Source organism: Proteiniphilum sp. UBA1028 (assembly GCF_002316955.1).
In the GTDB taxonomy this organism is placed as follows: domain Bacteria; phylum Bacteroidota; class Bacteroidia; order Bacteroidales; family Dysgonomonadaceae; genus Proteiniphilum.
In genome coordinates, this window is the sequence record NZ_DCEN01000072.1 from 16,805 (window position 1) to 29,747 (window position 12,943).

General features: G+C 50.4%; 12 protein-coding genes. 6 read left to right on the forward strand and 6 right to left on the reverse strand.

Annotation, left to right across the window (positions count from 1 at the left end; all coding sequences use genetic code 11):
- Positions 1–2: 2 nt before the first annotated feature.
- The gene (locus B3Z75_RS12170) at positions 3–494 is read right to left on the reverse strand and encodes a DUF4348 domain-containing protein (RefSeq protein WP_294072028.1); all 492 of its coding nucleotides are present in this window, start codon (positions 492–494) and stop codon (positions 3–5) included.
- Positions 495–685: 191 nt separating this feature from the next.
- Between B3Z75_RS12170 and B3Z75_RS12175 the strand changes: the two genes are divergently transcribed.
- From B3Z75_RS12175 to B3Z75_RS12190, 4 genes are all read left to right on the forward strand, one after another.
- Positions 686–1,528 (forward strand): DUF4922 domain-containing protein, encoded by an 843-nt coding sequence (locus tag B3Z75_RS12175; RefSeq protein ID WP_294072030.1) that lies wholly within the window; start codon positions 686–688, stop codon positions 1,526–1,528.
- An 85-nt stretch (positions 1,529–1,613) separates the two neighbouring features.
- Complete coding sequence (gene serB / locus B3Z75_RS12180) at positions 1,614–2,846, forward strand: phosphoserine phosphatase SerB (protein WP_294072032.1); 1,233 nt, start codon at positions 1,614–1,616, stop codon at positions 2,844–2,846.
- 24 nt (positions 2,847–2,870) lie between these two features.
- Positions 2,871–3,770, forward strand: a complete 900-nt coding sequence (locus B3Z75_RS12185) for a hypothetical protein (protein WP_294072035.1) — start codon at positions 2,871–2,873, stop codon at positions 3,768–3,770.
- 7 nt (positions 3,771–3,777) lie between these two features.
- The gene (locus B3Z75_RS12190) at positions 3,778–6,003 is read left to right on the forward strand and encodes a tetratricopeptide repeat protein (RefSeq protein ID WP_294072037.1); all 2,226 of its coding nucleotides are present in this window, start codon (positions 3,778–3,780) and stop codon (positions 6,001–6,003) included.
- A 15-nt stretch (positions 6,004–6,018) separates the two neighbouring features.
- On the opposite strand, the gene nadD is transcribed toward B3Z75_RS12190, so the two are convergent.
- The 4 genes from nadD to B3Z75_RS12210 all read right to left on the reverse strand — a co-directional run bounded on the left by nadD (position 6,019) and on the right by B3Z75_RS12210 (position 8,695).
- A complete protein-coding gene (nadD, locus tag B3Z75_RS12195) occupies positions 6,019–6,600 on the reverse strand; it encodes a nicotinate (nicotinamide) nucleotide adenylyltransferase (protein ID WP_414702898.1) in 582 nt (193 codons plus the stop codon).
- Between the two features lie 11 nt (positions 6,601–6,611).
- Positions 6,612–6,857: a GlsB/YeaQ/YmgE family stress response membrane protein gene (locus B3Z75_RS12200; RefSeq protein ID WP_294072039.1), complete on the reverse strand. Its 246-nt coding sequence runs from the start codon at positions 6,855–6,857 to the stop codon at positions 6,612–6,614.
- A 116-nt stretch (positions 6,858–6,973) separates the two neighbouring features.
- Positions 6,974–8,116 (reverse strand): carboxynorspermidine decarboxylase, encoded by a 1,143-nt coding sequence (nspC, locus tag B3Z75_RS12205; RefSeq protein ID WP_294072042.1) that lies wholly within the window; start codon positions 8,114–8,116, stop codon positions 6,974–6,976.
- 39 nt (positions 8,117–8,155) lie between these two features.
- Positions 8,156–8,695, reverse strand: coding sequence for a nitroreductase family protein (locus B3Z75_RS12210; RefSeq protein WP_294072045.1), 540 nt, complete (start codon positions 8,693–8,695; stop codon positions 8,156–8,158).
- 267 nt (positions 8,696–8,962) lie between these two features.
- Between B3Z75_RS12210 and B3Z75_RS12215 the strand changes: the two genes are divergently transcribed.
- Both B3Z75_RS12215 and B3Z75_RS12220 read left to right on the forward strand, forming a co-directional pair.
- Entirely contained in the window at positions 8,963–9,643 is a 681-nt protein-coding gene (locus tag B3Z75_RS12215; RefSeq protein ID WP_294072047.1) for a hemerythrin domain-containing protein, read from the forward strand.
- Positions 9,636–10,238: a response regulator transcription factor gene (locus B3Z75_RS12220; protein ID WP_294072050.1), complete on the forward strand. Its 603-nt coding sequence runs from the start codon at positions 9,636–9,638 to the stop codon at positions 10,236–10,238. The genes B3Z75_RS12215 and B3Z75_RS12220 overlap by 8 nt, the downstream gene beginning before the upstream one ends.
- On the opposite strand, the gene B3Z75_RS12225 is transcribed toward B3Z75_RS12220, so the two are convergent.
- Positions 10,235–12,637 (reverse strand): TonB-dependent receptor, encoded by a 2,403-nt coding sequence (locus B3Z75_RS12225; protein WP_294072053.1) that lies wholly within the window; start codon positions 12,635–12,637, stop codon positions 10,235–10,237. The two genes, B3Z75_RS12220 and B3Z75_RS12225, sit on opposite strands and share 4 nt — an antisense overlap.
- Positions 12,638–12,943: the final 306 nt, after the last annotated feature.

Below are 12,943 nucleotides of genomic sequence, written 5' to 3' on the forward strand. Positions count from 1 at the left end.
GCTTAGAAGGAAGCTTCGTATAAGGTGACCAAATACCACTTTTTATCGATCAGCGCAAAGTAATAGTCGGCATAAATGCCGTTATCGATGCCGCGTATTTCCACAACGGCCGTATCATTTTTAAAGCGCACGACCTGATAATACTGGTCGTAAGGACGCGTAAGATAGGTGCTATCGTAGGTGAGATCAAGAATTTCCCAGTCGTATTTTCCGATGGACTCCTGAATTGGGGCCATGCCCTCGTGTGCTTCGTCGGGCACGATGACACTAATGGGAAATTTAATCCGTTCAAACTGGAACGATTCTTCCGTGCTGAACCTTTGGATGAACTGTTCAAACTCCTCGTTCGAGGCAGTCTGATCGGCAAAATTGCTGTGTGCCTCGCTTTTCATCTTTTCCACGCCCTGCTCCGCATTCTTTTTACCCGCCCCCCGCGAGCAGGAGACGATAAGGAACATAAACAAACAGGGAAAGAGAAGACTTTTTAGCTTCATCGTCTTTTGTAAATTTTGGCAGCATTTGTACCTTTGGGGTGGAACGGTTTTGGAGTGCCGTTTCGTAACAACCGCGGGCAAATAACCTATTCAGGTGCAAAGGTATAAAAAAAGTTGATAACCAAACAGTAAAGCGATTATTTTTAGTGAAAGAAAATATCGCTATCTTTGTTTAATTAAAACGACGGCGGATGAATCTTTCGAAAGAGATAAACGACTTGTTCTCGCGGCAACAAGAGGAATGGGGCCTGCTAAGAACCGCAATCAATCAGCGGGACACGATCAGGGAGAAGACCATTTTCTGGGGAGATGATTTTCAGGTGAAGGTACAGTACAATCCAGCAAGGATGGTATCCACAGGGGCCGACATCGATGCGGAAACGATCGAAAAGCGTCCCTGTTTTCTGTGTGCGGAAAACAGACCCTCCCTGCAAAAAGGCATTCCTTTTCTGGATAAGTACCTCATCCTTTGCAATCCTTACCCCATCATAGAAAACCATCTCACCATCCCACTCCATTCGCATGTGGCACAGCGCATACGCAGGAAGGTGGGTGACATGCTTTCGCTGGCAGAGCTTTTGCCTGGATATGTGGTTTTTTACAACGGACCCCGTAGCGGCGCCTCTGCCCCCGATCACTTTCACCTGCAGGCGGGGCTCAAGTCACCGGTCCTCTTGCAGGGGGATAACGAGCTGCGTGCTTGCCTGATGATTGAAAGCTCAGACAAAGAAGAGGTGGAGGAGTTGTTTGAAGACGTATATCAGTATCTTCGTCACCGGCAGCCGGAAGAGGGGGAGCCGATGATGAACGTGATTGCCTTCACCGAGCAAAACCGTTACAAGCTACATCTGTTTCCGCGCAGGGCGCACCGTCCCCGGCAATACTTCGAAACGGGGAGCAAACAACTGATGATCAGCCCGGGGGCGCTCGACATGGCAGGCCTCATCATCACCGTGCGGGAAGAAGATTTCGACAAACTGGGGCCGCACGATATCGAAGATATTTACACCCAGGTGTCGTTGCCGGTGATGTAGGGCCAGGATCCGGTAGACGAACAACAAGCTGATTACAGACAACTGACCGGCTAAATGCCGAATTCAGGTCTATGATAACTTAAATATGGAAAATTCAGAAATTATTTTGCTCAACATCAACGGAGAGGACAAAATGGGACTGACAGCGGCGCTGACGGAAATACTCGCGAAGCATGGTGCTTTCATCCTCGACATCGGGCAATCGGATATACACAGAAATCTGTCGCTGGGTATTCTCTTCAAGTCTATGAACGACAACTCGGGCGAGATCATGAAGGACCTGCTGTTCAAAGCGTACGAGATGGACGTAAACATCCGCTTTACGCCCATCTCGGTAGACCGTTACTCCAATTGGGTGAGCATGCAGGGCAAGAACCGGTATATCATCACGCTGCTGGGAAGGATTCTTACCGCCAAGCAGATCGCAGCCGTATCGAAGATCATTGCAGAGCAGAATCTCAATATCGACAATATTGTACGGCTGACGGGGCGTATTCCGCTCAACGAGAAGGAGCGGGCCGCCAAATCGTGCGTGGAGCTGTCGGTGCGGGGGACGCCCAACGACCGGCAACAGATGCAGGAGGCATTTCTGGCGCTCTCCTCCGAACTCAACTTCGACATCTCCTTCCAGGAAGAGAGCATGTACCGTCGTATGCGCCGGCTCATCTGTTTCGACATGGACTCCACCCTCATCCAGACGGAGGTGATCGATGAGCTGGCAGAAAGGGCCGGTGTGGGTGAGCGAGTGAAGGCCATCACCGAACTGGCCATGCAGGGAGAGATTGATTTTGAAGAGAGCTTCAGGCAGCGGGTGAAGTTACTGAAGGGGCTCGATGTCTCGGTGATGAAAGAGATCGCCACAAACCTGCCCATTACCGAAGGGCTCGACCGGCTGATGAAGGTGCTGCAGAAGGTGGGATTTAAAACGGCAATTTTGTCGGGAGGGTTCACCTATTTTGGAAATCATCTGAAGGAGAAGTACGGCTTTGATTATATGTATGCCAATGAGTTGGAGATCGCCAACGGGAAGCTTACCGGCAATTATGTGGGAGATGTGGTTGACGGCAAGAGAAAGGCAGAGCTGTTGCGGCTCATTGCCCAGGTGGAACGGATTGACCTGCGGCAGACAGTGGCCGTGGGCGACGGTGCCAACGACCTGCCCATGCTGGATATCGCCGGTCTGGGTATTGCCTTCCACGCAAAACCCAAGGTGAAGCAAAATGCGGGGCAGTCTCTCTCGACCGTAGGCATTGACGGCATCCTTTATTTTTTGGGATACAAAGACTCCATGCTCGACAGCAAAATACTGAACAGCTAAAATGTACCTTTAAAACACACAGGTATGGATTTTGTGGATATGTTGTTAAATCGCATCGATGGCGAATCGGAACTGAAGAAACCTACCCATGCGCTGGTTTGTTTCACCCGGCTTGAGACAGGTAGAAAACTATGCAAACTGGCATCGGACATTGTTCTTTCGAAAACGGAGAAATCATCAATCACCCTGTTGCACTTCATCGCCAACATGGAGGCCGTGTTGAAGGATGAGCCAATAGAAGTGCTTCAACATAAGCTGCTTGCCGACCTGATGCCCAAGGGCGAAAAAAGTAAAATCACGGTACGGCTTTTTATCAGGGAGTATGCCGACCTTGTCTCCGAAATCCGTAAAATGACCGACGAGCAGGGCAGCAACCTTTTGCTGATTGGGCTGGGCCAGGACGAAATAGGCCTTCGCGAGGCAAGCAGGTACATGCAGCAGAAGAACGACCCGGCAATCACCGATGCTGCTGTTCTGGCACAATTCGGGGAGAAGGAAGCATCCACCTTAAAACAGATGTCATCGCTGCTGGACCGGAACAGGGTGCCGACAGGCATCTTCCTGGACAACGGCCTGGAAGAGACAAGCCATATTTTCATTCCCGTGCTCTGTAAAGCCGACATGCATATTTTCACCTTTGTGTACCAGACATCCCAGATGGAAAATGTGCAGATCATGGTTTGGGATGCGGTGGGAATCATTCAGTCGGAGGCAAAGATGCAGAAGCTCTATCAGTTCATTGTAAAAAAGAGCGACGGGCGGGTACGCCTTTGGGACGATAACAAGAAGATTGAAAAGGAGTTTATTCGGGACCAGGACCTCCTCATCATTGGCATCGACGGATGGAGCAAGCTGGTTGCCGCACCTCTGCCCTGGAAAGATTCACTCCCTTCCACCCTGATCATCAAAGACTCATCAAACTGAAATCATTATGCAACCGACCGACAGCGGGACCAGACTCGAAGTAATCCATTCCCATATCGAACAGCGGCAGCTGAAACAGGCAATTGACGGTGTCAAGGGACTTGCTTCGCTTTCACAACACTGGACCATTACCGAAAAAATATCAGAACTGGAGACCAACTATCAATATATGCTCCACTACCTGATTGAGGGAAAAAAGGATCCCGAGCAGCAGCATATTTACGACAAGCTGATCCGCGACCTCTACACCGTTGCCGATGATGCGGCCGAGCACCTGCTTCTGCAGGAAAGTTCCTCCCTTTTTTTCGATAAGTCACGGCTGTTTCAGGTGCGTACACCGCTCTCTCTGGACGAATACCGGAGCATCATCACACGGCATGCGGATACCTTCTCCTTTATCGATCTGCTCGAAGAGGGCGAGGAAAAGGAGCGCCGTATAAAAGAAAATGCACTGGCACATGAAAGGACCCTGCAGGATCTCTTTTACTGCGTATTTGTATCACCAAGGGCCAATGCCGACATGGCTGCATCGTTCCGAAGTTTTATGGATGATGAGCTCATTCCCGTATACGACAAGAGCGTGCTCCTCTCCGCCCTCACCATGAATGTGCTGCAGCGCTTCGATGCGGTCAAGGTAGAGCTGCTTCTTGATGTGTGCCTCCGTCCCGAGCCGGAGCTGGTGACACGTACCATCATCGGTATCATTCCCATCTTCCAGACCTACGCAGCCCGCTGGCCTCTCTATTCCGAGTGCAGCAGCAGGCTGAAGCTGCTATCGGACAACAAGCTGTTCAACCGGCGGTTTATCGCAGCCATCATTGGCTTCATTCAGGCACACGAAACGGAGAAGATCACAAAACGGCTGAACGAGGAGATCCTCCCGGAGATGATGAAGTTAAGCCCGATGATTGGCAAGAAAATAAACCTGGATGAGTGGATGGGCGAAAGCGGACTGGATGAAAAAAACCCGGAATGGCAGAAGATACTCGACGAGACCGGGCTGACAGATAAGCTGCAGGAGTTCTCCGAGTTACAGCTCGAGGGCGCCGACGTGTTCCACTCCACCTTTTCCAACCTGAAGTCCTACCCTTTCTTTCAGGAGATGAGCAACTGGTTCCTGCCGTTTAACCCACGTCACAGCAGCATCCGGCAGCTTTTTTCCGACAAGTCGGAAGGTGTCTCCCTGATTGAGACCATGTTCCGGTCGTCGTTAATCTGCAACTCCGACAAATACTCTTTCTGCCTCAGCATTATGATGATGCCGGAAAACTACCGCCGCATGATAATTTCACAGCTGGGTGCCGAAGGCGAAGAGCTCACAAAGATGCAGGAGGAGGAAGGTGTGCTGAATCCCTATCAGAAAGAGGATACCCTGATCAAACAATATATTCAGGACCTTTATCGCTTCTTCAAGCTTTACCGGCGTCGTAGCGAGTTCCGGGATATTTTCAGCCTGCCGCTCAACTATCACCTGATTGAGGCATTTCACCCTGTGGTACTGCAACCGCAGCACCTGGAGCAGATAGCTCTTTACTATTTTGAAAAAAACAACTTTGATGAGGCACTTGTTGCTTACACGATGCTGACCGAAGCAGCAGGTGTTGCCAAAAGCGAGTTCTGGCAAAAGATAGGCTACTGCAGACAGATGCTGGCAGATACGGGAGGAGCCCTGGATGCCTATCTGCATGCCGACCTGATCGACGAAAACAATACGTGGGTACTACATCGCATAGCACATTGTTACCGGGTGCTGAAGCAGCCCGACATAGCACTGAACTATTATCGCAGGCTGGAGCAGTTCAGGCCCGACGACCTGCATATTCAGCTCAGCATCGGACATTGCTATCTGGAGCTGAAGCAGTACGATACGGCTCTGAACTACTACTTCAAGGTGGAGCTGCTCGACAGCCAGAACAGGCGTGCATGGCGTTCGGTGGCCTGGTGTGCTTTTCTATCGCGCAAGTTCGATGTGGCAAGGAAATACTATGCCCAGATTATGGAGAACAAGCCCAATGCCCACGATTTCCTTAACGCAGGCCACGTGGAACTCTGCATGGAAGAAAACAAAAAGGCGGTCTCGCTCTATCGGTCGTCGCTGGAGAAAGCCGGTAGCTTTGATGCCTTTCGGTCTATGCTTGCCGAAGATGAGGAGGAGCTACAGGAAGCAGGTGTGAATACCGCCATATTACCGATCATTCTGGATAAGATCAGGTATGACCTGGGAGGAGAGTGAGCCGAAAGTTAACCGTTAGCGGTAAAGCTTATTTTGCTCAATGTAATCGTACACCTTTGGCGGGAGGAAGGCACGCATATTTTTTCCTTCTCCGATGCCTTGCCGGATGAAAGTGGAGGATATTTCCACCACAGGAGCATTGATAAGCCGGACCGATTTGCGCAGTTCTTCGGGAATGTGTATTTTTTCCCCTAATCGCGGATAAACAAGGATTTCGTAGAGCTCCAGGATGCGCTTATATTCTTTCCATTGTTCAAATAAGGACCAGTTATCACCCCCGATGATCAAGGAAAAGCGCCTATCGGGATGTGCCCGTGTAAGTGCATCGAGCGTATCAATTGTATAAGAGGGGCGCGGCATATGAAACTCCACATCCGATACTTTGAAATGTTCGTAATCGCTCAGCGCCAGTCGCACCATCTCCAGCCTGATTTCGTCATCCAGCAGATCCCCTGATTTTTTCAACGGATTATGAGGAGAGACCACAAACCAAACCTCCTTCACGGGCGTGAAAGCGCTGATGTAGTTCGCCAACATGAGGTGCCCCATGTGGATAGGGTTAAATGATCCGGAAAATATACCTGTTTCGTGTCTCACGGAATCCTTTCTCAGGCTTTCTTTTTGAAGAGTGAAATGATCCACAGCAACAGGATTGCTCCCACGAGTGCTGTTACAAGGTTACCGATAACCCCGCCGGTAGAGATTCCCAACTTGTCAAATACCCATCCGCCAATGACTCCTCCGGCAATACCGACCAAAAGATTAACCAGAAAGCCAAAACCGCCGCCCCTCATTAATTTACCTGCAAGCCATCCGGCTACTGCTCCGATAATAATCCACCATATCAATCCCATAGTTTGTGAATGTTTAATGTGAATAGTTGTTGATAAACTTGTGAAAGATCAATCTTCTCACTTCTTCAATTAACACAATTTGGGCAGAAATTGTTTAAAAAGAAAAAAGGATTTACTCAGCTCATCCGGCTTTTATAATCTTCATACCCAAACCGGCGATAGAGAATGAACGTACCGTTCGTGGTCCAGAGGCCGATGGAGGGATGAGTTACTCCGTTGAAAAGGGTTGTTTTCACCGTGGTATAATGGATCATATCTTCAAACAGGATGCGGTCGCCCACTTCAAGCGGAGTATCGAACGACCAATCGCCCATGAAATCGCCGCTCAGGCAGCTGTTTCCACCCATTCTGTATGTCGGTTTTCCGGCTATCGGCTCCTGGTATGCTCCCCGTATGCGGGGTTTGTAAGGCATCTCCAGACAGTCCGGCATATGGCAGGCAAAGGAGACGTTCAGCATGGCCGTCTTCACGTCGTGGTTCTCCACAATGTCGGCCACCGTCGCTACCAGCACGCCCGTCTCCCAGACAAATGCGCTCCCCGGCTCCAGGATGATTTCCAGGTGCGGGTAGCGTGCTTTGAGGCCATGAAGCACCTGAATGAGGTGCTCCACGTCGTAGTCTTTGTGCGTCATCAGATGACCACCGCCCAAATTCAGCCACTGGATCTGTCCAAAGAGATGGCCAAACTTTCTTTCCACTACCTCGAGCGTTTTTTCCAGATCATGGGAGTTGTTCTCACAAAGGTTATGCAGATGCAGCCCTGTAATCCCCTTGGGAAGCTTCTCCCCTATCCCGGCAGCCGTGATGCCAAGGCGCGATCCCGCCGCACTCGGGTTATAGAGGTCGGTATCCACCACCGAAAATTCGGGGTTGATCCTTACCCCACATGCTATTTCCTTCCCCGAAGCTTCCACCTGCGGATAAAAGCGTTCGAACTGAGAAAGTGAGTTGAAGGTGATGTGACTGCTGTACTGCAAAAAGAGGGGGAACTCCTCGTCAGTATAAGCAGGGGCATAGGTATGTGCCGGAGTACCCATCTCCTCGAGAGCAAGCCTGGCCTCAGACACAGAGCTGGCGGTAGAAGAACGGATATACTCCCGGAAAATGGGGAACGAACGCCACAGGGCAAATGCTTTGAAGGCAAGGATAATCTGAACGCCGGCACGTTCGCTGACCGACCTGATCAGCTGCAGGTTCCTGCGAAGCAACTCCTCCTCCATCACATAACAGGGAGAGGGTATTTTTGTGAAGTCAATCATCTTTTTCTGTTGTCTGTTGTTGGCTCTTGTGTCTTATGCCTAAGATTTAAGTAGATATCTTTCGATATGAACTTTTTCCCAATGCAAGCTGTCGAGGCTTGCCGGAGATTTTTCTTTTTCTTTTCTGCCGAAGGCAATCACGCAAAGGACTTCGAGGGGCATGGGTATCTGCAGCAGCTCGTTGATATAATCGCCCGACGAGAGCAGGTCGGTGTAGGACCTGTTGCGCACCTGTACCCAGCAGCTACCTATGCCGAGTTCCTCCGCCTGTAGTTGCATATTGATAGCAGCGATGGAAGCATCTTCAATCCAGGCATCGCTTTCCAGGGGATTTCCCGCCACCACGACAGCCAGGACAGCATCAGCAATAAAGGTAGCACTTTGCGGCTTACAGTGCGACAGACGGATAAGCATCTCCTTATCCTCTACGGCAATGAACTCCCACGAATGCCTGTTCTTGGAAGTGGGCGAAAGCAACCCTGCTTCAAGGATCATGCGTGTCTCATCGGGTGTCAGCAGCTCCTCTTTGAATTTTCTGATGCTGCGGCGCTGCATCAATAACTGTTGAAAACCGTTCATTTTTTTGTTTTTTTGATTTGAGAGCACAATGATACAAAAAAAACGGGAGAATTCCAGACGACCGGAAACTCAGGGAGAGAAGAGGATGTGAATACTGATTCTCCAGACTTCACGTTGAAATTGATCCAGTTGTTCGGAGGGGCTGGGTACAGCACGGTCATTTTGATTAGAATAATTCCAAATAACTGGGTTCTTTTTTCTATTTTTGTAGAAAAAAAATACTTTCCCGATATGGTTCACGCTTCGAAAATAAAAGTCAAGTCTTATATGAAGATGGCCGATCTGATCGATGCCAACCCTAATCTGTTATTGATGTTGCAGCATTTTAACATTGATTTCCGGGTGAGCGACCAGACTGTGATGCAGCTGTGTACCGGTTACAGTATCAGTGAAAACCTGTTCGTTGGCATTGCCAATCTTTACAATGGTCTGGGGCCGAAGGCCCATCCACTGTTTACCCGGGACGATCTGGTCCGGGTGATCGAATTTCTGAAGCAGAGCCACGACTATTATCGCTCCGACAAGTATCCGCAAATCAGCTCCTATATTCGTCAGTTGCAGGAAAATCATTCTGCGAAAGAGTTGAAGCTGCTTGAAAAATTCTTCAACGATTACTTTGCCGAAGTACTGGAGCATCTTGATTACGAAGACAACATAGCCTTTCCCTATTTCATTCACTTGCTGAAGGAGAAAAAATCCGATTCCTTCCGGCGGGAGCTTTATTCCTCCATCGAGTATGGCGAGCATCACACCGATATTGAGTTGAAATTGAAAGATCTGAAGCAACTGTTATTGAAGTATGTGAAGATAGAGAACGACCTTGATCTACGTCGTCGGTTGTTCTTCGCACTTTACGAGCTTGAGTTTGATCTATATATCCACTCCCTGATAGAAGAGACCATACTAATCCCGGCGGGTGTGAGCATTGAACAGGAGCAAGATGCGTAAGCCCCTTCTTCATATCGTGATATTGGAGGCCTCGAGGGTTATCTGTGAGGGGTTGATGGCCATTTTGTATCAGTCCGACCTGGATTGCCGGATCCTCCGGGTGGAGTCACTGGAAGACCTTTCGGAGATGCTGGAGTCCACAGCTATCGACATCCTTATTGCCAACCCGTTGCAGTTTGTAAACCGGGAGAAAGAGGTCAGGAGGATCCGAAAAAATCATCCCTCCCTGTCAGTAGCCGGCATCGATTACGGCATCATCCAAAAGCAGTCCATGCTTGCCGACATCTCCTTCACGCTTTATGATACGCCGGAGCACATTCTTCAATGCCTGACGAAGCTGGACAACAAAAGCAGGAAGGAAAACAAACAAAAGGGTGAGGACGACAACCTCACCAAAAGAGAGATCGAAGTCCTCACCGGCCTTGTAAACGGGCTGATGAACAAGGAGATTGCCGACTCGCTTCACATCAGCATCCACACCGTAGTGCGTCACCGGAAAAACATCACCATGAAGACCGGCATCCGCAGCCAGTCGGGGCTCACCATCTATGCCATCTCCAAGAAGATTGTAGCCATCGAAGATCTCGAGATTTAGAGTTGCCAGTTCAGTCCCACAGAGACGTTGCGGGGGTCGGTTGGATTGAGGTATCCGCCCCTGTAATAAGACGTATACCCCTGTGAATCAAGAATATTATTCAGAAATATGCGCAACTGACAACGGTTTATCCTGTAGCCCGCCTGCAGATTCACGGTGGTGTAGCCATCGGCCAGAAACGGCCGGGTGTTGGGCTGTACCTGGTGGCCGGGAAGCACCTGGTAGGTATATTCAGCGAAGGGTCTCTCCCCCGTGTAATAGAACCCCACTCCCAGGGACAGGTCCCTGAGGGGCCCTTCGAAGAAGGTATAATTAACCCATCCGTTGGCAGTATGTGCCGCTGTATTCATGGGGGCGGACCCTTCGTGGTAGTAAGGGCTGTCGTGATAACCCGCATCAAGGTAGGCATAGCCCACGACGGCATCCATATTTTTCAGTACTTTTCCGGTCAGCTCCAGTTCCACTCCTTGTCGTTTCAGGTTTCCTGCTTTGATGTAGTATCCGGTGTTGCTTCCTGCCTCATTGAGGGCAGCGTAGGTGAGGTTGTTGTTCCGAATGTGGAACAGGGTTGCATTGAACCGCAGCCTGTTTTGGAACCACTCTGTCTTGAAGCCGGCTTCGACCTGTTTTTCACGCGAAGCGCCTGCGGGGGTGAGGCGGTCTTCGAGCAGGTTGGCAGCGCCGCGCAGGGACGTAGTGGTGGTGTAGGAGGCAAACAGGTTGATGTTTTGACTTGGGGTGACGATGATTCCCAACAGCGGATCCCAGACGCTGCCGCCGTTTGTGGAGATACTGTTGTTGCTGGTACCGCTCAACTGGCTATAGCGGAGGCCGAGCGAGAGCTTGAGATGTGGGCCGACCGTCATCAGCTCCTGCAGCAGCATGCCATAAGCATATTCGCGTGAACGGACCGGATCTCCGTTGATAAGGCTGACATTGGGTGCGGTGTTGGAGATGGGTTGCAGGACATCGACCGTATCCACCGTTACCGTGTTGGTATTGACAGTAGTGAGGTCGGTCCACCGGTAATCGATCCCGAGGTTGAAGGTATGTTTTACCATGCCGGTAAGGAGATTTTTCCCGATGAGATCGATCTGAAAGACACCGTTTTTGTCATCCCTTTCACTTCCGCTATAAGCCCGTGAACGTAAATTATACAAACCCGTTTGCGTGACATTTCTGAGGGGCGAAGCATGAGAGCCGATTTTTGTCTGATTCATGCCGGAGCCCGCGTAAGAAACACGCAGGCTGAGATGTTCATTGACAGTACGGTGTACCTGCGCCAGATAAGTAAGCGTATTTGTGGTCTGTCTGTCGGTGGAAAAACCAAGAAAGCGGTCGTGGGGCATCTTGTACACATTCCATACGCTGTCGGCATTCAGGTTGACTGTACCCTGGTCCGGAGTACGTGCGTCGTGCAGGTAATCCATCTCCAGCGTGATGCTGGTTTTGTTATCGGTACGCCAGATGAATGAGGGGTTCAGATAGATACGGTCTTTGGAAACAAAGACCCGGTAGTTATCGGCCCTTTCCCAGGCACCATTCAGCCGAAAAGCGGTCCGCTGCAGCCTGTCGCCCACGAACTGCACGTCGAAGGTGGGTCTCACCTGCCCCCAGCTGCCTGTTCGGAATCCCACGTTCCCGGCGTTGATGAAGCGCGGGGTCTTGGTGGCGATGTTGACCACCCCTCCCGCCGAGCCAAGGTCGTTTCCCACCCCCTGCGCAATGGCAGCCGACCCACGGAGGATCTGGATGGTCTCCACCCCCTGCATATCAGTCAGAAAGCCTGTCCCCCTGAAGTCGGAATGCACCCTCACCCCGTTCTTCACGACGGGGATACCCCTGTATCCCCGGGAAGTAATGCTTTCCGTGGTGTTGCCAAAGGTAGCGAAGGTGCCCACTCCCGGTGCATTTCGCACAGCATCATGTAACGTGAGTACGCCCTGGTCGGTCAGCATCTTCTGCGAGATCACCGAGATACTCTGTATCTGCTCGTCCAGGCGGAGCGGGATGCGCAGAAGGACATCCATCTTCTCCGGCCGCTCCCTGCGCCTGCCGAACACCTCTACCTCCACCAATACCTGTTCGTCGCGTTCCAGCTGGAAGGTATCCTGCCGTGTCTCCCCCCGGGGAAAAGTGATTTCCCTTGTGACCGGCTTATAGCCCACGTAGCTTACCACGACAGCATGTGTTCCTCCCGGCACGTTGCCAATGTGGAAGGCTCCATATGCATCGGTATCGTCGCCGATACCCAGTTCTTCCAGGTAGACAGTGGCGCCGGTGAGTTCCTGATTCTCTTCGTCCACGACTGTTCCCGTAAATATGTTGTTTTCTTGTGAAAATGATTCACCGAAGCCTGCCAGGAGGCTCATCAGCAAGATAACCAATTTTTTTTTCATTTGTTACAATCTTTTTTGAGGTAGCACCGGAGTAATCACAATGGCTCACTCCGGATTCTTTTGAGATAATAATTACAGGGGACAAAGGAAAATAAAAACAGGGTGGAGATCAATCCCATGAAATTACCATTTCTGTGGCATTGAATACCCACAACATGCAATTGAAATATCTGCCTGCTGGCGATACCGTTGCAGATCACTATTATTATGCGAAACGTACGGATTGGACAGTCGTTGCACGGATTTCCGGTGTGAAGGTCTCTTTTTCATTCTTTTGTTAAACAATTTAACGGGATCATACGTTTC